Source organism: Mangrovimonas cancribranchiae (assembly GCF_037126245.1).
GTDB classification, from domain to species: Bacteria; Bacteroidota; Bacteroidia; order Flavobacteriales; family Flavobacteriaceae; genus Mangrovimonas; species Mangrovimonas cancribranchiae.
On record NZ_CP136925.1, the window covers coordinates 993173 to 1013361 of the forward strand.

At 32.7% G+C, this 20189-nt stretch carries 23 protein-coding genes and 1 tRNA gene; 10 read left to right on the top strand and 14 right to left on the bottom strand.

The genetic code is table 11. The features are described from left to right. Positions 1 to 74: 74 nt before the first annotated feature. Complete coding sequence (locus R3L15_RS04355) at positions 75 to 776, top strand: hypothetical protein (protein WP_338733457.1); 702 nt, start codon at positions 75 to 77, stop codon at positions 774 to 776. Positions 777 to 841: 65 nt separating this feature from the next. Here R3L15_RS04355 and R3L15_RS04360 read toward each other — a convergent pair whose 3' ends face one another. From R3L15_RS04360 to R3L15_RS04375, 4 genes are read right to left on the bottom strand one after another with little or no spacing between them, the layout of a single operon-like run. After that, positions 842 to 1405, bottom strand: a complete 564-nt coding sequence (locus tag R3L15_RS04360) for a hypothetical protein (protein WP_338733458.1) — start codon at positions 1403 to 1405, stop codon at positions 842 to 844. Positions 1406 to 1410: 5 nt separating this feature from the next. Continuing rightward, complete coding sequence (locus R3L15_RS04365) at positions 1411 to 1779, bottom strand: cyclic-phosphate processing receiver domain-containing protein (protein ID WP_338733459.1); 369 nt, start codon at positions 1777 to 1779, stop codon at positions 1411 to 1413. Beyond that, entirely contained in the window at positions 1742 to 2236 is a 495-nt protein-coding gene (locus R3L15_RS04370; protein ID WP_338733461.1) for a YqiA/YcfP family alpha/beta fold hydrolase, read from the bottom strand. The genes R3L15_RS04365 and R3L15_RS04370 overlap by 38 nt, the downstream gene beginning before the upstream one ends. 4 nt (positions 2237 to 2240) lie before the next feature. Then, a complete protein-coding gene (locus tag R3L15_RS04375; protein WP_338733462.1) occupies positions 2241 to 3152 on the bottom strand; it encodes a WYL domain-containing protein in 912 nt (303 codons plus the stop codon). A 159-nt stretch (positions 3153 to 3311) separates the two neighbouring features. Between R3L15_RS04375 and R3L15_RS04380 the strand changes: the two genes are divergently transcribed. The 6 genes from R3L15_RS04380 to R3L15_RS04405 all read left to right on the top strand — a co-directional run bounded on the left by R3L15_RS04380 (position 3312) and on the right by R3L15_RS04405 (position 8381). Then, positions 3312 to 3677, top strand: coding sequence for a DUF2493 domain-containing protein (locus R3L15_RS04380; protein ID WP_338733464.1), 366 nt, complete (start codon positions 3312 to 3314; stop codon positions 3675 to 3677). Between the two features lie 72 nt (positions 3678 to 3749). Further along, positions 3750 to 5810, top strand: coding sequence for a hypothetical protein (locus R3L15_RS04385; protein WP_338733465.1), 2061 nt, complete (start codon positions 3750 to 3752; stop codon positions 5808 to 5810). A gap of 359 nt (positions 5811 to 6169) precedes the next feature. After that, complete coding sequence (locus tag R3L15_RS04390) at positions 6170 to 6385, top strand: helix-turn-helix domain-containing protein (protein WP_338733467.1); 216 nt, start codon at positions 6170 to 6172, stop codon at positions 6383 to 6385. Beyond that, on the top strand, positions 6385 to 6711 hold the full coding sequence (locus tag R3L15_RS04395) for a HipA N-terminal domain-containing protein (protein ID WP_338733468.1): 327 nt from the start codon (positions 6385 to 6387) through the stop codon (positions 6709 to 6711). The genes R3L15_RS04390 and R3L15_RS04395 overlap by 1 nt, the downstream gene beginning before the upstream one ends. After that, positions 6711 to 7694 (top strand): HipA domain-containing protein, encoded by a 984-nt coding sequence (locus R3L15_RS04400; protein ID WP_338733469.1) that lies wholly within the window; start codon positions 6711 to 6713, stop codon positions 7692 to 7694. The genes R3L15_RS04395 and R3L15_RS04400 overlap by 1 nt, the downstream gene beginning before the upstream one ends. A gap of 303 nt (positions 7695 to 7997) precedes the next feature. Then, positions 7998 to 8381 carry a hypothetical protein gene (locus tag R3L15_RS04405; RefSeq protein ID WP_338733470.1) on the top strand — a complete coding sequence of 128 codons (384 nt, stop codon included), beginning with the start codon at positions 7998 to 8000 and terminating at the stop codon, positions 8379 to 8381. Positions 8382 to 8418: 37 nt separating this feature from the next. Here R3L15_RS04405 and R3L15_RS04410 read toward each other — a convergent pair whose 3' ends face one another. From R3L15_RS04410 to R3L15_RS04430, 5 genes are all read right to left on the bottom strand, one after another. Beyond that, positions 8419 to 9231, bottom strand: a complete 813-nt coding sequence (locus R3L15_RS04410) for a hypothetical protein (protein WP_338733471.1) — start codon at positions 9229 to 9231, stop codon at positions 8419 to 8421. Positions 9232 to 9446: 215 nt separating this feature from the next. Continuing rightward, entirely contained in the window at positions 9447 to 11492 is a 2046-nt protein-coding gene (locus R3L15_RS04415) for an amidohydrolase family protein (protein WP_338733472.1), read from the bottom strand. Positions 11493 to 11643: 151 nt separating this feature from the next. Continuing rightward, a complete protein-coding gene (locus R3L15_RS04420; protein WP_338733473.1) occupies positions 11644 to 12333 on the bottom strand; it encodes a hypothetical protein in 690 nt (229 codons plus the stop codon). Between the two features lie 3 nt (positions 12334 to 12336). Beyond that, entirely contained in the window at positions 12337 to 13704 is a 1368-nt protein-coding gene (locus tag R3L15_RS04425; protein WP_338733474.1) for a site-specific integrase, read from the bottom strand. A 53-nt stretch (positions 13705 to 13757) separates the two neighbouring features. Further along, positions 13758 to 13831: transfer RNA gene (locus R3L15_RS04430), tRNA-Met, on the bottom strand. Positions 13832 to 13962: 131 nt separating this feature from the next. Here R3L15_RS04430 and R3L15_RS04435 point away from each other — a divergent pair. Both R3L15_RS04435 and R3L15_RS04440 read left to right on the top strand, forming a co-directional pair. After that, the gene (locus tag R3L15_RS04435) at positions 13963 to 14349 is read left to right on the top strand and encodes an START-like domain-containing protein (protein WP_338733475.1); all 387 of its coding nucleotides are present in this window, start codon (positions 13963 to 13965) and stop codon (positions 14347 to 14349) included. 67 nt (positions 14350 to 14416) lie between these two features. Beyond that, the gene (locus tag R3L15_RS04440) at positions 14417 to 15262 is read left to right on the top strand and encodes an aminotransferase class IV (RefSeq protein WP_338733476.1); all 846 of its coding nucleotides are present in this window, start codon (positions 14417 to 14419) and stop codon (positions 15260 to 15262) included. On the opposite strand, the gene R3L15_RS04445 is transcribed toward R3L15_RS04440, so the two are convergent. From R3L15_RS04445 to R3L15_RS04465, 5 genes are all read right to left on the bottom strand, one after another. After that, on the bottom strand, positions 15255 to 15815 hold the full coding sequence (locus R3L15_RS04445) for a YqgE/AlgH family protein (RefSeq protein WP_338733477.1): 561 nt from the start codon (positions 15813 to 15815) through the stop codon (positions 15255 to 15257). The two genes, R3L15_RS04440 and R3L15_RS04445, sit on opposite strands and share 8 nt — an antisense overlap. 125 nt (positions 15816 to 15940) lie before the next feature. Next, on the bottom strand, positions 15941 to 16213 hold the full coding sequence (locus R3L15_RS04450; protein WP_125467311.1) for an HU family DNA-binding protein: 273 nt from the start codon (positions 16211 to 16213) through the stop codon (positions 15941 to 15943). A 195-nt stretch (positions 16214 to 16408) separates the two neighbouring features. Next, on the bottom strand, positions 16409 to 17359 hold the full coding sequence (gene fmt, locus R3L15_RS04455) for a methionyl-tRNA formyltransferase (protein ID WP_338733478.1): 951 nt from the start codon (positions 17357 to 17359) through the stop codon (positions 16409 to 16411). Then, a complete protein-coding gene (locus R3L15_RS04460) occupies positions 17356 to 19260 on the bottom strand; it encodes a RecQ family ATP-dependent DNA helicase (RefSeq protein ID WP_338733479.1) in 1905 nt (634 codons plus the stop codon). The genes fmt and R3L15_RS04460 overlap by 4 nt, the downstream gene beginning before the upstream one ends. Further along, a complete protein-coding gene (locus R3L15_RS04465) occupies positions 19260 to 19802 on the bottom strand; it encodes an ATP-binding protein (protein ID WP_338733480.1) in 543 nt (180 codons plus the stop codon). The genes R3L15_RS04460 and R3L15_RS04465 overlap by 1 nt, the downstream gene beginning before the upstream one ends. Before the next feature lie 92 nt (positions 19803 to 19894). Between R3L15_RS04465 and R3L15_RS04470 the strand changes: the two genes are divergently transcribed. Next, on the top strand, positions 19895 to 20188 hold the full coding sequence (locus tag R3L15_RS04470) for a DUF493 family protein (protein WP_338733482.1): 294 nt from the start codon (positions 19895 to 19897) through the stop codon (positions 20186 to 20188). Position 20189: the final 1 nt, after the last annotated feature.

Here is a 20189-nt window from a genome sequence, read left to right on the forward strand (position 1 = left end):
AACATCGACACCTGTTGACGTGTTGGTAAGGTAGATTTGAAAGAATAATGATTAAAATAAGGAAAAACAATATTATGAAACAAAAGACTAATGCAATGACTAAAGAAAAATTAATTGAAAAGATTAAATGTCAGGTTTATAAATCAAGAGAACTTATTGACGGTAATGGAGGTTTTCATATTCGTAGAGGAATGGCTCATGCGATATCAGGGTATTGTGAAGATGTATTTGCATTATATGTAGCTCAATACTTAAATAGAACTGATTTGAAATTTTTTGTAGACAAAGTGATTTCTACAAGATTTCCTGGCAATGAAAAATCAACATCCTTTAAACCTGATTTAGCTATTATTAATGAAAACAATGTACTTACACATTATTTTGATTTAAAAACTAATTTGGGCTGGAATAGAAAATTAGAAAATTATTTAACCGAAAAAGATAACTTCATACGTAAACTTAAAAATCACAATAAAGCTTGGGTGACTAGTAAAAGAGATTGGTTAAAGAATGTTGACGACAAAGGAAATGAAATCAAATTTAATAAAACTTTTAAGTTAGATTCTCGTGAAAATATCACTATTTCAGATGATTTAGAATATCACATGGTTGTGGTATTTGGAGGCAACATGAATGAAGAAGATATGATTCGAAATATTGACGTAGCTAATACTTTAAGCTGTGTTAGAATTAATGTTTTATATGAAAATAAACAAATTAATAATAAAGCTTTTGAAAATATTCATATGGTTTTGAAGCCTTTATTAGGAACTTAAATAGTAAATTTAGTAGAATAGTGGGGGAAATTAAAGTACTTATTAATAGAGGCTAATTTTTATAGTTATTGCTTCCCAATCCAAGGATTTAAACGGTTTCTTAATTTGCGTTCTAGTTGCGTTATGATAAACTGTTTTATGGGTTTATTATTATTTTCTTGTAGTGTGTTGGGAAGTTGCCAATAAGCATACGTGATTTTATGTGTGTTTGTAAAATGTCTGTCTTTTAGTTTTAAACCATAGGTTGAAGCGTGTTTGTTGTGGGTAATATGCTCTTTAATGCGTTTGCCAACTTGTTCAGATTTACCAATGTAGAACGTGTAATGAGTGGTTTTGCTATGTATGCTTTTTTCAAATCGAGATTTACATACTTTAGGAAACTTGATATGGCCTTCATTACTGTTTTCCCAATCTTTTATTAGTTTTTTCTCGTTGAATTTTTTGTTGGGAATTATAAAAAACACATAAACACCCCAAAGGGACTTTACATTTTCGAAAGATGTATTGGCAATTGGTTTGGCATTTTGTTCAAGCTCATGAATAATTTTGGGTAAGGCTTTATCAAGTTCTTCTTCTGTTTTCTCCCAAAGTGTTTCGAAATTGTTGTAAAAATCTATTAAAGTGGTCATATGTATCATTTTGTATTCAAAAAGTTGATGTAATTATTTAAAAGTCCTCTTATCTGCTCTGCAGCCACAGGGTTTGCCGAATGTACGTTAAATTTTAGGTCTTTAAGGTTTAAGTCAGACTCGTAAACCAGCCATTTGGCAGCGGCATACCCATCTGGAGCAACTTTACCACTTTTATCTAACCCTAAATCATTATCAAAACTAATAAGTGGTGGTGGTCCATTATCTTTTATATACGTAACAAAATCAGCATAGCTTCGTACCACCACAAACTTTTTAGCTTCTGTTGATTCATACACCATTTCTGGCGTTCGGATATCATCTAAAACAGTTTTTTCATAGCTGGTTTCTGTTAAAGAAGTTAAAGAGTGCATTTTCAAAAATAGGTATGGGAATACGATGTTCCAATTCCGGTAAAATACTTATGGTATAGTGTTGCTCATTTTCTATCTGTTCTCCAAGATATGTTAATGTATCTTTAGGGAAAACAACAGTGTCTTTAGCACCTAAAACAATTTCCATAGTATGATTGTTGTTTGGCGGTGTAGAAATCGTATTTTGATGGACACTTCTGCGAGCTAAAGCAGGATTAAATAGGAGGGCAGGTGTTTGTAAGCGTTTGCAAAGATGATATCCTGCAAAACCTCCCATGCTGCTACCTATTATTACGTCTATACTTTCCTTTTGGTATTGTTTATACAACCAAGATATAGCATCAGGATTATTTTCATAATCTATGCGAGGTGCATGCACCAAACCATAATGTTGCAAAAGCTGTCTTTTTTCTGGTTTTAAGTTGCCGTTTAAGCCGTGTAGGTATAGAATGTTCATACAGTTAGTCTTTATATTTATTATAAATTTGTTCAACTTCTTTTTTTATACGATCTCGAAGCCATTGAGGTTCCAAAACCTCAGTTTCGATACTCATTTTTAATATTTCAATGATAAACTCGTAGTTAGGGACTAAATTATAGGTAACTACCGCAAAACCATCATCGGGATGGGGTAACGTTTTTTGAGAAGGATGTAACGGCAAACTCTCTAAGTACTTTAAATGTAAATGGGTTACCTTAAGGACTATGTGTTCCGGTGATTTATTAGAGTACATTAAACCAATTATCTTTTCAAAACGATGTGTTTGTTGTACATAGGATGATCGGTTAATTACCGATAGTTCTCCTAAATTTATATTAGTAATGCGTTCAATACCAAATGTTCTAATATCGTTTTCACCTTTAGGAACTCCCACAAGATACCAGCGATTTATATATTCTTTAATAATTATAGGGGTCACAATCTTTTGTTTATATGTATTATAATGAAAGCTATAGTGTGTGAATTCTAGGTCACGTTCCTGTTTAATGGCCATTAAGATAGTTTCAAGATTATCAATACCTTTTAAATGGCTAGAGTCATCAAACTGAACATATTCTAATGTTTTGTTATTGTTCTTAAGTCCATCTGCAAACACATCGGCTAATGATACTAATTCTAAAAACCTAAAAAATGACTCTACCTTCACACTTTTCTCTTCATCTATATAATATCCGTTATTGTTTTTACTATACGTAAGCTCTATACCAAAATCGGCTTTAATTTTTTCAAAATCACGTTCTAAAGTCCGTGATGAAATATTAAAATCTTTATCGGCTAAAAATTCTAAAATGTCCTCTTTAGAGGCTTGTTTTTTATCATGAATAAATTGAATGATAAATTGTAAGCGTCTTGAAATATGGTATTTAGACATGGTTTGCGAATTTAGATTTCTAGAACGTCAAATAGTGACGATGTACTAAATATAGCATAAAAAATTAAGTACGACATCTATTGGCGAGCATACTTATTTGTTTTATAAAAGGAATTTAAAATACAGCCCTAACATTTAAAAATAAACAAGCGCAAAAACATGAGGTTACGAGTATTAATAGCGGGAAGCAGGACCTATGCCAATTATGAAAATTTAAAAAGAGTTTGTGATTTGCAGTTGCGACAACTAGATGAGGTTGAGATAATAAGCGGCGGAGCCAGAGGTGCAGATCGCTTGGCGATACGTTACGCCGAAGAGAACCAACTAAAGTTAACCATTGTTAAGCCAGATTGGAAAACATTTGGAAAGGCGGCAGGTTTTGTGAGAAATGCGGCCATGATAGAATTTGCCGACCTAGTAATTGTTTTTTGGGACGGAAAAAGTACTGGAACAAAACATGCCATTGCGTTAGCTCGTTTAAGAAAGATAAAAGTAATCATTAATTTTTTTAAAGAAGACGCGTAAATTCTTTAGGTCGACATAGTTTGTCGTAGTGTGATTGTTCTTTTGTTGTGTTGTTAATTTAAAATCCAAAAAATGAGTAAACAGTTAGATGCTTTAAAAGCCAACTTTGTAAAAAAACAAGAACAATTAGGATATGCTAAGAAACAATTGAAAAAAGAGTTTTTTGGAATAGATCATGCCATAGATCAGCTTATTAATCAAATCAGACCTTGGTATATATTAAACGATTATCAAGATAGACCATTGATTATAAATCTTTGGGGGTTGACAGGCGTTGGTAAAACGTCTTTAATTCAACGTATGGCAGAGTTGATGCATTACTCTAACAAGTTATACAGGTTTGACTTAGGAGATAAGCGTAATAGCTCTCTTCATAGAGATCTAGAAGAATTGTCCGATAACAACGAAGAGAACCCTATCATGATTATGCTTGATGAATTTCAACATTCTAGGACTTTAAAAGGGCCGATGCGAGAAGAAATTAATGAGGATGCCAATCGTAAAGTTTGGGATTTAATAGATTCAGGCAAGATAGAGTACCACTTTTGGAAACGAGGGTTATACAATTTTATTACTCATGTAGAGCTTTTAAAGCATTTGTTAAAGGCTGGGATAAAAGTAAAAAATGGTGTCGTGGTAGAAGGTGTTGCGCTATTTAATTCAGAATTAGAAAAACAAGATCATCACTTTGACTTTGATAATGATGGAGAACAACCGTGTCAGTTCGTTCAAAGAATATATTATAGTGATATTGTTGAGTTTAGTTCGGGACAATTAGGGGTTTATTTAATGGAAGACGTAAAGTCTCATCTTATGACATTGGATGGTGATGAGACCATTATGTTTCTAGATAAGGTTATTAGAATAGCCAAAAAACCTAATATAAAAAAATTTACGAAAGCCTTAATTTTTGTTGTTGGAAATTTAGATGAAGCGTATTCTATGAGTGGCGTTCTTAGTGCAGATATAAATGCCGATAACTTCCATGAAGCGTCATTAAAAATAACATTACCACAAATTAAAAGAGCCTTGTCTTGTCGATTTAGAAAAGAACAAATTGCTAGGCTGGGGAATAATCATATTATTTATCCTTCCTTGAACAAAGAAGCTTATAACCAAATTATAGCCTATGAACTAACTCAAATTTCTCAAAAAGTAAAAGATGGTTTTGGTATCTATTTAACGTTTTCTGAAGCTTTATCAGGGTTAATCTATAAAGAAGGTGTTTTTCCAACGCAAGGCGTAAGACCAGTTAAAACGACAGTTAACTTTATGGTGCAATCTAATTTACCAGAAATGATATCAGAAATCATGCTTAAATATATTGATGTAGATACCATCAACTTAACGTATTTAGACAATCATATTATAGCGGAGTATTTTAATGCTAAACATAAGATACATAAAAAGACATTTAAGGTGTCAACACCTCTTGAAGATATGCGTAAGCCTAAACAAAATGACATTCAGGCCATAACAGCTGTGCATGAAAGTGGTCATGCCGTTTTATCTGCAATTTTATTACAAGTTGTTCCAGAACATGTCTGTTCCATGACATCAGATCCTACAAGTTTTGGTTATGTGCATACAAAATGGCCATGGAAATATATAGCTAAACACGAAATAGAAAAACGTGTAGCGGTTTATTTAGGAGGTTTGGTTGCTGAAGAGTTAGTGTTTGGCGAGGATTACATAACTACGGGAGCTTCAGAAGATATAAGTCAAGCGACGCGCTTTGTAGGAAGAATGCTTAAATATAATGGTTTAGGTAATACACCAATAGAATATAACACAGATGAAAATGACAATTTAAGCTACCATGATACAAAAGAAATTGAGTTAGATATTAAACAAATCGTAGAAAAAGGACTAGAATTAGCTAAAGAAACATTAAAAAAAGAAATAGTTCTATTATTAAAGTTATCAGACTTTTTAAGTGATCACTCGTCGATAAATAAATTACAATTAGAAAAGCTGATTAAGGCGCATAAAGTATCTAACGTAGATTTTATAACAAATGGCGACAATCTTTTTTATCGTAAAACATTAAAAAAGAAAATCTCTCAAGATCTAAAACAGGTGTCACGAGAGTTATTTGAATCTGTAACGTTAAATAAGAAAGATAACATATAAAAATAGATTTATGAAATCTACATTTTGATGAGGAAGAAGACAAAGATTATAAAATAGTAATTTGTTATATTATCGACTACATTTGTAGTCAATTTATTACTGATTTGACTACAAATGAAGTCACTACCCTCGATGAAAACTGAAATTACCCTCGATGAAAATTGGTGTTACCCTCGGTGAGATTTCTTTTACAGCTTAAAAAAATAATTCGCTTTACTGTTTAAAAAGTGCATTTCGGCGCACTTTTTAAGGTGTTCTAATGGTTGTTTTGGTGAAAATCAATCAATAGTGTATTTTAATGCACTTTTTTTGTGATTATTTGTAAATATTTTATATTTTTACATTAAAAGAGCGATAAAATGCACTATAAAACATTAATAGAAAGTGTAAAATCCCGTAGAGATACGCTTAAAATTACACAGGAAATGCTCGCAGATCTTTCAGGTGTAGGTTTGCGTACACTAAAACAGTTTGAAAGTGGTAAAGGTAATCCAACACTGGAAACGTTAACCAAAATAGGTGATACGTTAGGTATGGAACTTATTTTTACTACTAAAAACTTAACAGCTGATTAATGCGACAAGTCCAAGTTTTATATAAAAAGGAAGCTGCTGGGGTATTATCACAGTTAGATAATGGTAGCTTTGTGTTTAAATATTATGATCAATGGTTTAATAACTCAGATAAGCCAGCTATTAGTTTAACTCTACCCAAAACACATCAAGAATATACATCTAAATATCTGTTTCCTTTTTTTTATAACATGTTGCCAGAAGGCTCGAATAAACAAGTTGTTTGTTTTGAAAACCGTATAGATGCTAAAGACTACTTTAGTATCTTAATGGTAACAGCCATGCATGATACAATCGGGGCGATAACCATTAAAGCGGTAAATAAATAATGATTTTTACAGATATAAAATATTGCCCAAGTACACTTGCAGAAGGTTACACAACTTATAGCAATACAGCTTTAAGGCGTGTGTTTAATGGTAAAAAAGTAAGTGTTGTTTTATCGTATGATTCGCCAACAAATAATGCTACTACAGATGAATTATTTTCAGACAATAGAAGCCGTATGTCTATATCTGGCGTGCAAGAAAAATTTTCAGTTTTATTAGATAAAAATAAATTACGGTTGATACAAGAAGGCGAGCAAGGGCAATACATCTTAAAGCCTATTCCAAATGTTGGTAAAAACACCTATTTAATGCCTGCAAACGAGCATGTAACCATGCAAATAGCACGTCAAGTGTTTGGAATTGATACCGCAGAAAATGCACTAATATTTTTTAAAAATGGCGAACCCGCTTATATAACAAAACGGTTTGATGTTAAAAATGATGGCAGCAAATGGGCTCAAGAAGACTTTGCGTCATTGGCAGGTAGAACCCCGCAAACACATGGCGAAGATTATAAGTACACAGGTAATTATTTAGAGCTTTTCACACTATTAAAAACGTATGTGCCAGCCTATACTATAGAGTCTATTAAATTGTTTAAGCTTATTTTGTTTAACTATTTATTTTCTAATGGCGATGCACATTTTAAAAACTTTTCTTTAATAGAAACCCCTTTGGGAGATTTTAAATTAAGTCCTGCTTACGATTTACTAAATAGTAGATTACATATAGCTGATAAAGATTTTGCATTAGACGAGGGGTTGTTGCCACCTAATTTAACAAAAGGTAAAATTAAAGAGCAGTTTTATATTTTAGGAAGCGAAGCTAACATAGCTAAAAAACAAATAGAAAACGTGTTTACTAATTTAACGTCTAAACAGGATAAGGTACAAGCATTAATTGAAGCCTCTTTTTTAGATGAAAAAGCAAAAAGAAACTATACTCAAGCTTATCAAACTAGATTAAAAAAACTAATGCGTTAATATGTTATAACTGTTGGCACAAGGTGAAATTGACATCATCTGTAGTCAATTTATTGCTGATTTGACTACAAATGTAGTCGCTACCCTCGATGAAAACTGAAATTACCCTCGGTGAAAATTGGTGTTACCCTCGGTGAAACTTTGCCTAAAACGTGGTGCATAATGTAGTCATATTTTTAGTTTGAAGTAGGGTAGTGTTAATGAGTAATACTTTGTTTATTACTAGAAGGAGCTTAACGATAGTTTTTGTATTAATTTTTTGTTTAATTTTAGAAGAGAAATCACCCTAAACTTTGATTAGACATGTGGAAGTATTTTTTTGCATGGTTCCCAATGGTTCTTGTAGCCATATTGAATGGTTTGTTCCGAGAAAAAGTTGTTGCTAATAAATTTAACGAGCTTCAAGCGCATCAGTTATCAACATTAAGCATGATTGTTTTTTTTGGAATCTATGTTTGGGTATTGTTCAAAATTTGGCAACCAGAATCTACAAATCAAACACTATTAATTGGCTTGCTTTGGTTAGTGTTGACCGTGATTTTCGAATTTTTGTTTGGTCATTATGTTGTAGGTCATTCTTGGAGCAAGTTACTGTTAGACTATAACATTTTAAAAGGGCGTGTTTGGGGACTGTTTCTCATATGGATTACAGTTTCTCCGTATGTAATTTATCACCTTCAGAAGTAGGGGAGAGCGAGTGATTAATTTGTGGTACGATTTGTATTTAATACTCGTAAAATTCTTTTATAGTGAAATTCAATTCTTCTTCTTTTGGCTTAATTAAAGAGTTTAAGTAGTACCTGTGAAAATAACCATTTAAAACAATTATTTTCTTACCGTGGTACTCTCTAATAAAGTGCAAAATATTTTTAGACATTGTATGGTTTCTTAAATCCCAAAATTCAGATGCTCTTTTATACCCTTCATAATAACTAATACTATCACCGTCATTTTTAACGTGATATGTGTCAGAGAAAATAGGATATTTAGACATTATGCTTAAAAGCTCTTTATAATGATATTTTTGCCTGATTTCAGCAGCTTTATCTGTTTTAGGATTATTAAAGGCTTTTGCTCCTAAATAGGCAAATGAATTAAGAGTATCATTTGCTTCAAGAAAGTTTTGATAAATTCTTTTATCCAAAGCACTCAGCTGGTTATTTCTGTAAAGACTGTCTAAAAACTTGAATGCTTTGCTATCTGTTGGACGAGACCCTATTCTTATCCTATATTCGTTTCTTCCTGTAAATCCGTATGGTCTTACATCTACATTAAAGTTGTTCATGTATTTTACAGTGGAAATATTTTCATTGCTTTCCCAGGTTTTCTTAAAGTTAAATTCTTTGGTAAAGAATGAAGAATCCACTTCATAAAGTATCAAGTCTGGTTTAATTTTAACCAAGATATTGTAAAGGCTGTCGGGTGTAAAATTTTGAACAGGCTGATGAACAGTTCCAAGAATGACTAATTCAGTTTTTTTATTTGTACAACCCCAAAAAAGCAAGCCAATAAAAATAAATTCTAAAAGTCTTTTCATTCCAAATAAAGTAGATTATAATGTAGAATAACTATTCATGTTGTGAGTCGTTTTTAATTGATTATTCTCTAACAACCATATCTTGGATATCTAGTACTTCTACTTTTAACATAATTAGGTATTTCAGAAAACTTTGCTATAAAAGATGTTATCATTCTTAATGAAATTTTGAGTGTTAAATATTGTAGCGCGTTATAAACTATTGTTTAATCTTTCTATTCTTCCACCACTTTAGGTATTGTAGTAAAAGGCTTAATACCAAAGGCTGGATACACTTCACTAGGATAGTAGATTGTACCACCTCGAGAGACCATAGAAATTGTTTTTATAGCTTTGATGTCCTCTACTGGATTTCCAGGAATTAAGAAGAAATCGGCTAATTTTCCAGGTGCAATGCTTCCTAGGTCTTGATCTCCTAAATATTGCGCCATATCATAGGTGGCCAGTTTCAAAAGTTCTGCTGGTGTATAACCTAATTGTTGGTAAAGCTCTAATTCACGATGGAAAAAGAAAGCCCCTCCCAAATCAGTCCCGGGTACGATAAAGATTCCTTTTTCCTTCATCATTTTTAAGGTCTCTATAATTTTTTCATACCCCTCGCGATAAGCTTGGTCTTCTTCTGGGGTAGCCACATCTGACAGCGCAACCTTAAATTCACGCTGTGCATTTGGAGGCATGTGGTCTATTATATCATTAGTGCCTTCCCAGACTTCTCCATTTCTAGCTTTCATTAATACTTCATGTATTGCCAAAGTTGGGTCTATTGCTGTATTATTCGTTACAAATAATTCTAGTGTTTCTTGCACTTTGGGACTATTTAGGTCTAAGTCTGGAAATCTTTTTAAGGCCGTAAGACGAAGTAGTGTTCGTGTATCTTCATCGGGTTCTAATACCCAGCCTAACATGGTTTGGTTTATATGTGTCATTTCATCGAAACCAGCCCTTAACATATCATTTGCATTGGAGAATGCTGGGACATGTCCGCATACAAACATTCCATACTCATGTGCTTTATCGACAATGTCTGGCGCCCAATCTCCGTTCATGGAGTTGTATAGTTTTACTCCGTAAAAACCCATCTCGTGATAGGTGTCCACAGCTGCAAGAGCTTCTTCTTTACTAGAAACCAAAATCCCACCGTTTGCATTGTATTCACTTTGCCCTTCAATAAAACCCAGCCTATGTATTCTGGGGCCTGCTAAAACTCCAGAATTAATTTTTTTAACTAACTCATCCAACACTTCATTGTTGTTCCCCATATCCCGGAAAGAGGTCACTCCAGCTAGTACATTCAATAAGGCATCTTCATCTGCTGTGTGTGCATGCATTTCATACATACCAGCTACCAATGTACCGTTAGCTCCATCAATGACTATTTCACCATCGCCTTTAGTATTAGGGGCATCGATACTTACGATATGTTCACCATCTATTAAAACTGATGATAGAGGTGTGAGTGCTAATGTTTTTGGGTCGAATATTTTGACATTGTCAATACGAACATTTTTGCCATAGTTATGGGCGTATTTTCTTTGTAGTGATTCAAATCGTTCTGTGGAATATCTTTCGGCATACCCCCTTAGTTTTTTTTCATGTTCTTCAAATCCTTCGCGAATCATAATAAAAGATGGACTAATCAAAGCAAATAAACGTAAATCACTATCAGCAATAAAATAAGAAGGGTTTAAATCAGCTCCAGACATTGCGTAGGTGGTAAGATCTAGGGTGATGGAATCAACAGTAATACTTGTTTTTTCCATTTCTGTTAGCTTTAGAGAGCCTGCGGGTAGTACATCTGCCGAATGATCGGGAGATTTTAACAGGTTTCGTGCTGTAAGAATTATTGAATAAGGACTTCCAGATTGATTGATATACCATAAGGCCTTGTCTACGGTTGTACTATCACTACCGGTGGCATCTGTCCATGAAGCAAGGCTTTCAGCCATGGTATAGTGTTCATCGACAGGATTCCCAAACGTTGAATTTCCAGTAATATCCCATTGAACCGGATAGCCGTCTGTATTTAACACAACTGTTTCTTTTATGGTAGGTCCGCGACCATTGGTTTTATATGCGTAATCTATTTGAATGGTATCTCCAGCTATATGGGTTTTAAGGTGACCTATAGTAGCATTTCCATAGATAACAGAAAAGGTTTCATCTCCTTGATAGTTTATTAAGGATGATACTTTGGAAGATTTTTGTTTACAAGAAACAAGAAATAATATGACGATGACAGTGTAGAGAAATTGTGATTTCATATTTGGTTGATATTTAGGTGTATACAAGGTAGTGATAAATATTTACCTACAACAATTTATTACTAAGTAATAAAAATTATCAAGCGACTATAAGAAAATATGTTGTATAACAATTAACGTCAAACTTACGCACGTTTGACGTATAATTTAATTATTTTTTAGTGTTGTTTACTGTATTGACAACTTTTGCTGTCATTTTAGAAGGAATATTAAAAACAGTTTCTAATAAATACCTATCAGCTTTTTCATTACTAATAAGTTGCGGTTTTTTAGGAGGTTTCTTTTTACTGGAAACAGTTTTTTTGTTCTTAAGAGGTGTCTTATTAATGTTACTTTTTTTCTTACTATAAGTCAGCAATGTGTTGTTAAACATTGATGTTAATAACACTCCAAACGTTCTTTTTATTTCGGAATGATGTGTTGAAAAATAATTGCTTTGCAAAGCAAACATATCACTCACGTTTTTAGAGACATCTTTAATGTATTCCGAAAGATGTGTACACATTAAATGGGTTAGATAGGTGTGCGTTTCTACATGCTCCCAATACTTATTAATTAGGTGTTTAAATTGACTTTCGGTTAGGCTTTCTTGGGCATCTATAAGTGTGAATATATTTTTCTCTAATAAGTTGCTCTTAGAAATAAGTTCCACCTTACTTAGTTCGTCTGTATCTTCTGTGGGGTTGTTGTTGTCATCTAAAAAAACAATCGTGTTCGTAATGTGATAGGGAATGATATCTTTTAATTGCGTTTGCTGAATATCATCATATACTTTACTAGGGATGTAAAAAACATACGATCTGGTTAAATTGTTGCGTAAGGTGTCAAAAGTATCTTTCATAGGCTATTTTAATAAATGCGAATAGTCATCAGGGATAGCCGCATCAATACTACGTAAATATTTCTCTAAAGCATCCATGGTTGAATGCCCTGTAATTAACATGATTTTACTTTTAACTTCATGCGGTGTACTGTTTTTTATTAAGGATTGATAAAGCTTGGTTATAAAGGTGTGTCTAAAACTGTATAACCCGTAGTTTTTACCAAGCTTAAAATGGTTTTTAACGACTTTTCTATAGCGCGCAGAGAAGTGGTTTCTTTTGTTTGTTTCATCAATATCCCAATAACCACCTATTTTTTCTGGTGTAAATAAATGCATATCGCCATCAAGCAGGGATAAGTCAGGTAGGTCTTTTAATAATATGTTGGGAATACGCTTAACTTCTAGCGGGTTGTTTTTTGACTTAAATTGAAGTAATCCCTCCTTAACATTGATGTCTTTAATTTTAAGCCTACAAACTTCTATAGGTCTTAAAAAGTTATAGGAAATAAATTTGATGTATAAGAGTAGGATAGGATCTTCCGTTTTTAAGTAGTCGAAAATATCTTGCTGTGTTTTATGAGAATACGTCTTGTTACGTTCAGGTTTTGTTTTTAGCGCCTTTATTTTCTTCACATGATTAGCGGGAATGATATCGTTATCTTCCATAGTTTGCATTAAAGAACTAAGATTGGTTCTATAATTATTGCAATTTCTAGCACTCGACCTTGATAGTACCTCATTAAGATACGTCATAATAACAGCCTTATCGACCATGTCTATGGTTGTTATGTTAGGGCGTTCATCTTTAAGCCAACTAATAAATTTATCTGCATGAGCTCGATAATCCTTAAGCGTTCTTTCGCTAACAACATTCTTTTTTAAGTGCAAGCTTAAACCAAAGGCTTTTTCTAGCGATGTGCCTGTTGTTTCTTGCTCAGTATTACTTGTAGCTATGTTGTCTTGCTTTTGAATTACTGGGGTGATAGGCTGTTGTATTGGTTTTGGTATAGAGGACGTTTCGTTTTGGGTGTTTACGGCTTCAGGTTGACTCTCTTTGTTTATTAAATGCTTGTTATCCTCAAAAGGATTGTAGCCTTTTTTAAGTAATATAAGGAGTCTTTTTCTATAAATGCTTAAAACCTCAAAACGCTCTTCTTTCTTTTTGTAAGTATTAGCAATGCCATAAATATTTTTCATACGTTCTAATTTTCCCGTTTTAGGGTTTCTAAAAGAAAAATAGACATACCAACGCTTACTTAAATCACCTTTAGCATTGTAAATTTTTGGGGTTGAAAATTGGGGCTTTTTTCTCAAATTGTGTTCCGAATCGTGTTCTAAATCGTGTTCATTTCTGTGTTCAAATGTAATAAAATCGTTTAATAAAGACATAAAAAAAACGGTTTAGCGAACCTAAACCGTTTATTTTGAAATGATTACATTTGTAGCGAGACCGAGATTTGAACTCGGGACCTCCGGGTTATGAATCCGACGCTCTAACCAACTGAGCTACCTCGCCGTTTTTCAAGGCTGCAAATATAAAAACAAATTTATATCAAGCAAACATAATCTGCTTAAAATATTTTAAAAATAGTTTTAAAACTTATTAATTAATCTATATATTGAGCAAATAATTTTTATTTAAGGACTATGGACGATAAGATTAAGTACGAAATGGAATTCCCCATTCATGCGTCACCGCAATTGCTTTACCAATATATATCAACACCTTCTGGATTATCAGAATGGTTTGCTGAAAATGTAAACTCCAGAGGAGAACTTTTTAAATTTATTTGGGACGGGGCAGAAGAGCAAGCCAAACTTTTAAGTAAAAAAAGTGGCGAACGCGTTAAATTTAGATGGATTGATGACGAGGATTCATCTTACTATTTTGAAATTAAAATTCAAGTAGATGAAATCACTAAAGATGTGTCATTAATCATAACTGATTACACTGAGGAAGATGAGCTAGATGAAGCAAAAATGCTTTGGGAAAATCAAATTTCCGATTTAAAGCAAGTCTTAGGCTCAGCATAATATTTTTCACTTAAGATATCATATATTTGCAAATCCCGAGTTTTCGGGATTTTTTAATGATATAGCAATGATAAATCTTAACGGTACATTAAGTAAAAACGAAGACACGCTTTCTTACAACAATAGAGGATTTAACTATGGCGATGCCCTTTTTGAAACCATAAAAGTAGTACACGGTAAAGTTCTTTTTTTAGAAGATCATTATTTTAGGTTAATGGCTTCTATGCGCATTTTACGTATGGAAATTCCTATGAGTTTTACTATGGAATTTATTAAAGAAGCGGTTTTAAAAACAGTAGAAGCCAACCAGCTAAGTAAACGTACAGCTAGAGTAAAAATAGTGGTGTTTAGAGAAACAGGAGGTTTGTATTTGCCAAAAAATAAAGCTGTTGGTTATGTGATTTCTGTGACTTCTTTAGAAAGTGATTTTTATTTATTAGATGAATCGGCTTACGAAGTAGATTTATTTAAAGATTACTATGTGTCTCCTGATTTATTATCAACCCTAAAAACCAATAACAAAGCGATTAATGTAGTTGGTAGTGTGTATGCTAGTGAGAATGATTTAGCAAATTGTTTGTTGTTAAATACAAATAAAAGTGTTGTAGAAGCTTTAAATGGTAACTTATTTTTAGTAAAAGGGAATGAAATAAAAACGCCACCAATTTCCGATGGTTGTTTAAAAGGGGTGTTAAGAAAACAACTTATAGACATTATTAAAATGCTACCCGATTATACTTTGGTCGAAGAATCGATATCACCTTTTGAGTTACAACGAGTAGACGAAATGTTTATAACAAATGTAATAACAGGGATTCAGCCTATATCGAAATATAGAAAGAAAACCTACACAACAAAAGTTGCTAAGTTATTATTGCAAAAACTTAATGTGAAAGTAAGGCTATCTAGTTAAAACTTGGATTTTCTGGTGCGTTAGACCAAATACTGTATTCGCCACCTAATTCAAGCATTTTTTCTTTCCAAAAAGATTGGTAATCTTTTTCAATAACAGATTTTTTATAAATATTTTCTGTAACAACCCAAGAGCTTAGTTTAAGTTCTTGTTCAAGTTGATTGGTTGTCCAGCCCGAATAGCCTAGAAAGAATTTTATATCACTTTCTGTAAGTCCGCCATTCGAAATAAGCTCGGCTACCTGGTTAAAGTCGCCACCCCAATAAATGCCTAAAGATATTTCTATACTATTAGGGATTAAATCGGGTACTTTATGAATAAAGTAAAGGTTATCCTGTTCTACAGGGCCGCCATTATAAACTTTAAACTTAGCGTTTATAGATGGAATAATGTCGTTAAGTGTAAAATCTAACGGTTTATTTAAAATAAAACCTATCGAGCCTTCATCAGTATGATCTGCTAAAAGAACAATCGATCTGTTAAAAGAGATATCGCCAATTATAGATGGTTCGGCGATTAATAAATTACCCTTTTTTGGCTGAAGTGTAATCATACTGTTAGGAGTTAGTTATCTAAAGCTAATAAAAAAATGTTAAAAAACAAATCTTTAAAAACGTTAATTAAAAAAGCCTTCTAATTATAGAAGGCTTTCATATGATTTATAAAAGAAGCTTAAACTTAGTTTACAGCGCTAGATAAATCTGAACCAGCTTTAAACTTTACTACGTTTTTAGCTTTGATTTTTATAGTTTTTCCAGTTTGTGGGTTTCTTCCTTCTCTTGCAGCTCTTCTAGATACTGACCAAGAACCAAAACCTACTAAAGAAACGCGGTTTCCTTTTTGTAATGCTCCTTCAATTTCGATTAGCATACACTCTAAAGCTTTTTTAGCAGCAGCTTTAGTAATTCCAGCGTGTTCTGCCATTGCATCGATTAAATCTGATTTGTTCATAATTTTAAATTTAATTATTAATAAATTGTTGGTTAAACATAATTTTTGTTAAATCCTCTACAAATTTATACGGATTATGCAACCATGCAAGTAATGGCAGGGCAAATACGCCATTTTGTTAATAACTTAGGTAATTTGTTAATAACCACTATGTATTTCACCGATGTTTTTGTTTTTGTCAATGATAATAAGGGTTTAGAGCACTTTAGCATTTTCTTGAAAATGATATCCATTTAAAAGATCTTTACTTTTCATTTTTCGCTTTCCAGGTAACTTGATATCATCTATTATTACAAATCCATTTTCTACAGCAATTTTTATATCTTTTTTTGTGGTTATGACGGATCCTATATCAAATGTGTGGGAATCTTCATTAATACTGGCTGCGTAAATCTTTACGTCTAATTCTTCATCACCATTTTTTAGAATAGTCCAAGCAGCTGGGTACGGACTTAACCCACGGATTTTATTATAGATGTCTTGTATAGGTTTTTGCCAGTCTATTTTACAATTGTCTCGATTTAATTTATAGGCTGTTTTGATATTTGATATTTGTGGTTGTGGAGTTGTTTTAACATTCCCTTGTTCTATAAGTTGTACAGTATCTATAACCAGTTCTTTGCCAGTATGCATTAGTTTGTCGTGAAGACTACCCGCATTTTCATTAAAATCAATAGGAACTTCCTTTTGAAGTATCATTTCACCTGTGTCAATTTTTTCATCAATAAAGAAGGTGGAAACACCTGTTTTGGTTTCACCGTTAATAATAGCCCAATTAATTGGGGCTGCACCACGGTAGTTAGGTAATAAGGACGCATGAAGGTTAAACGTTCCTAATTCTGGCATTTGCCAGACAACTTTAGGAAGCATTCTAAAGGCAACAACTATTTGTAAGTTGGCTTGAAGGCTTTTTAAGTCTTCAATAAAATCTTGGTCTTTTAAGTTTGTAGGTTGTAAAATATGTAAATCGTGTTTCTTGGCAAATACTTTTACCGCGCTTTCATGGAGTTTTCTACCGCGTCCAGCAGGTTTGTCGGGAGCTGTAATAACGCCAACTATATTATAATTATGGTCTAATAGAGATTGCAATGTCGCTACAGCAAAATCTGGCGTTCCCATAAAAACAATGCGTAATTTATTTGTCATTTTTTATTGATTTTGTATGTGTTTTTTACCGTTACACTAATAACACCTTCTTCTAAAAGTTGTTTTATAGCTTGGTGTATACTGTTTTTAGATAGCTTTGTAAGCTCTGTTAGTTCTCTAGAACTTTTATGAGTTACTTTTAAATGATGCAAAATTAAGGCTTTTACATCGTTTACAAGAGGTGTTGTTTTTGTTTTTTGTTGAATGCAAACCGAACAAATTCCACAGCCTCTTGTATTGGTTTCGCCAAAATAGGATAGTAATTGTACACTGCGACAAGTCGTGGTGTTGTCAATGTATTTTAATATAGAAGAGACTTGTTGCTGCTTTAGTTCATTTTGTTGCTTGATAATATGCGATATTCTATTAATAGTTTTATCGTCTTCTCGAGGTTCAATAAAGGTAATTTGTGCATCTGTAGTTGTAAGGTAAAGTGCAATAATGTTATCGGCTTCCAATTGTTTTAAAACCTGAATAACATCGTCCTCAGAAATGTTAGACTTACTAGAAACTAAAACAGGGTTTATTTTTATATCGTGTTCAAAAATACCGCCGTAAGTTCGTAAAATAGTTTTTACGATAAGGGTAACTTTTAAGGATTGTTTGCTTAAATAAGCAAATAAAGTTGTATCAGTTACAATAAACTTAACCGTTGTTTTTTTATTAAACTGTTTGGAAAGTGTAATAACACTTGTTCTATCTAGCATTAATAATGTATTGTATGCTAAAAGCCCATTTAGTTCGTATGTTTTGCAGAAATGGTTAAACTTAAAATCAAACGTTTCATAGCTTCCTTCTCCATAAGAAATTTGAAAGTAGTTGCATAGTTTTTTATAAATATGCTTGACTTTTTTTATAGCAGGTAAAATGCTTAAAAACTGATTTTCTACCAGTTGTTTATCGCTATTATTTTTTAAGATTACGGCAAACGCTTTGTTGCCATTTCTACCAGCACGTCCAGCTTCTTGAAAATAACTTTCAATACTTTCGGGTAAATGTAAATGAATAACGGTTTTTACATTGGGTTTGTCAATGCCCATACCAAACGCATTGGTAGCAACCATAACCATTTTTTGATTGTTAATCCATTGGTATTGATGTTGCTCTTTCTCTTTATTAGATAATCCGCCGTGGTAATAAGTAGCAGAGAATCCTAATTGCTCTAGCTTAGAAGCTGTATCTAGAGTTGCTTTTCGGTTTCTAACATAAACGATAGATGAAGCAGGATTCTTTTTTAGAATAGTTTCTAGCCTATAAAGTTTGTCCTCTTCATGAAAAACCATGTAAGCTAAGTTAGAGCGCTCAAAAGATTGTTTGTGTATTTTAGGTGAAACAAAATCTAAGTTTGTAACAATATCTTCAACAACTTTTTCTGTTGCCGAAGCCGTTAAAGCAATACAATTAACATGTGGCTTTAACTCTCTTAATAGACTAATGTTTTTGTATGCTGGACGAAAATCGTTTCCCCATTGCGAGATACAATGAGCTTCATCTACAGCAATTAGGTTAACATTCATTTGCCTAATTCGATCTTGTACTAATTCTTGTTGAAGTCGCTCGGGCGATAAATATAGAAATTTATAATTTCCATAAATACAGTTATCTAAAAACGTATCTAAATCACTATAAGAAATCCCGCTAGTTAAACAAAGCGCTTTTATGCCTTTATTATTTAGTTGTTGTACTTGGTCTTTCATTAAAGCCACTAAAGGCGATACAACAATGCAAATACCATCCTTTATTAATGCAGGTATTTGAAAACACATAGATTTTCCGCCACCTGTTGGCATAAGTGCCAAAGTGTCATTACCATTTAAAACATCATTTATAACAACATCTTGTAACGGTTTAAACGAGGTATATCCCCAAAAACGCTCCAATATGTCTAAGGGTTGTTGCATTATATGATGCTCAAATGGTTAAGTAAAAAATCAACACGATTTTCAATAGTATCCAAAGGAACATCAGTTAAATTATAATCAAACTTTTTATAGGTTGACAATAAATAATCATGAATTTCTTCTGCTTGTTTAAAGTTCTCGTAACGCTCATTGTCGCTTTCAAATATGGCTTCCCAAGGAGCTAGAACAAACACAGCGTCATAAGTATGGTTTTGACTAGCGTTAACAAAGTGATTAGGATAAGTTTCATTAGCGTAGTCCATATAAGCCAAGACATCAGGAATACCACGATCTAAAAAAATGAGATCTGACTTAGAATTATTAGCTTCAATATATTGCTGTTTTCGGCCTTCTAAAAGACGTTCGCTAAACAAAAGCGGCTTTGTAAGAAACAGCTGTTCAATACCTTCTTTGCGGGCTTCTAGTATAACGTCTCTAGAAACTTCATCGTAGCAAATGTAGCCACGAGTTTTAAGTTCGTTAATAAGCGATGTTTTTCCTGTACCTGGGCCACCAGTTATAACTATTTTTTTTGTTTTCAAATCGGCAAGGTTTTAGCTGTAAAAATCGTAATTTAAAAGGGAAATAAAAAATAGAAACTAAAGTGTATCTTTGCTAGATAGATATAAAGACTATGGAATTAAATAAAAAAACAGAAGAATTTTACGAAAAACTAAAGTCACAACTTTATGAAAATAATTCATGGCCAGCTGAATACCTCTATAAGTTTATTGTGAAATCTGATTCGCATAAAATAGCCGAAATAGAAGCTATATTTAACAATATGGGCGCTGTTATTAAAACAGCTGAATCTAAAAATGGTAAATATACCAGTGTGTCTATTAACTTGTTAATGCGTAATCCAGAGCATGTTATAGAAAAATACATAGAAGTTGGAGAAAAAGTAGAAGGTGTTATTAGCCTATAAT

What these genes read in the sequence shown, in the direction of transcription:
- R3L15_RS04380 (WP_338733464.1), top strand. Translation starts at nt 3,312, where the DNA reads ATGAGGTTACGAGTATTAATAGCGGGAAGCAGGACCTATGCCAATTAT.
- R3L15_RS04395 (WP_338733468.1), top strand. Translation starts at nt 6,385, where the DNA reads ATGCGACAAGTCCAAGTTTTATATAAAAAGGAAGCTGCTGGGGTATTA.
- R3L15_RS04390 (WP_338733467.1), top strand. Translation starts at nt 6,170, where the DNA reads ATGCACTATAAAACATTAATAGAAAGTGTAAAATCCCGTAGAGATACG.
- R3L15_RS04405 (WP_338733470.1), top strand. Translation starts at nt 7,998, where the DNA reads ATGTGGAAGTATTTTTTTGCATGGTTCCCAATGGTTCTTGTAGCCATA.
- R3L15_RS04375 (WP_338733462.1), bottom strand. Translation starts at nt 3,152, where the DNA reads ATGTCTAAATACCATATTTCAAGACGCTTACAATTTATCATTCAATTT.
- fmt (WP_338733478.1), bottom strand. Translation starts at nt 17,359, where the DNA reads ATGACAAATAAATTACGCATTGTTTTTATGGGAACGCCAGATTTTGCT.
- R3L15_RS04385 (WP_338733465.1), top strand. Translation starts at nt 3,750, where the DNA reads ATGAGTAAACAGTTAGATGCTTTAAAAGCCAACTTTGTAAAAAAACAA.
- R3L15_RS04365 (WP_338733459.1), bottom strand. Translation starts at nt 1,779, where the DNA reads ATGCACTCTTTAACTTCTTTAACAGAAACCAGCTATGAAAAAACTGTT.
- R3L15_RS04440 (WP_338733476.1), top strand. Translation starts at nt 14,417, where the DNA reads ATGATAAATCTTAACGGTACATTAAGTAAAAACGAAGACACGCTTTCT.
- R3L15_RS04460 (WP_338733479.1), bottom strand. Translation starts at nt 19,260, where the DNA reads ATGCAACAACCCTTAGACATATTGGAGCGTTTTTGGGGATATACCTCG.
- R3L15_RS04360 (WP_338733458.1), bottom strand. Translation starts at nt 1,405, where the DNA reads ATGACCACTTTAATAGATTTTTACAACAATTTCGAAACACTTTGGGAG.
- R3L15_RS04470 (WP_338733482.1), top strand. Translation starts at nt 19,895, where the DNA reads ATGGAATTAAATAAAAAAACAGAAGAATTTTACGAAAAACTAAAGTCA.
- R3L15_RS04445 (WP_338733477.1), bottom strand. Translation starts at nt 15,815, where the DNA reads ATGATTACACTTCAGCCAAAAAAGGGTAATTTATTAATCGCCGAACCA.
- R3L15_RS04435 (WP_338733475.1), top strand. Translation starts at nt 13,963, where the DNA reads ATGGACGATAAGATTAAGTACGAAATGGAATTCCCCATTCATGCGTCA.
- R3L15_RS04400 (WP_338733469.1), top strand. Translation starts at nt 6,711, where the DNA reads ATGATTTTTACAGATATAAAATATTGCCCAAGTACACTTGCAGAAGGT.
- R3L15_RS04420 (WP_338733473.1), bottom strand. Translation starts at nt 12,333, where the DNA reads ATGAAAGATACTTTTGACACCTTACGCAACAATTTAACCAGATCGTAT.
- R3L15_RS04370 (WP_338733461.1), bottom strand. Translation starts at nt 2,236, where the DNA reads ATGAACATTCTATACCTACACGGCTTAAACGGCAACTTAAAACCAGAA.
- R3L15_RS04355 (WP_338733457.1), top strand. Translation starts at nt 75, where the DNA reads ATGAAACAAAAGACTAATGCAATGACTAAAGAAAAATTAATTGAAAAG.
- R3L15_RS04410 (WP_338733471.1), bottom strand. Translation starts at nt 9,231, where the DNA reads ATGAAAAGACTTTTAGAATTTATTTTTATTGGCTTGCTTTTTTGGGGT.
- R3L15_RS04450 (WP_125467311.1), bottom strand. Translation starts at nt 16,213, where the DNA reads ATGAACAAATCAGATTTAATCGATGCAATGGCAGAACACGCTGGAATT.
- R3L15_RS04425 (WP_338733474.1), bottom strand. Translation starts at nt 13,704, where the DNA reads ATGTCTTTATTAAACGATTTTATTACATTTGAACACAGAAATGAACAC.
- R3L15_RS04415 (WP_338733472.1), bottom strand. Translation starts at nt 11,492, where the DNA reads ATGAAATCACAATTTCTCTACACTGTCATCGTCATATTATTTCTTGTT.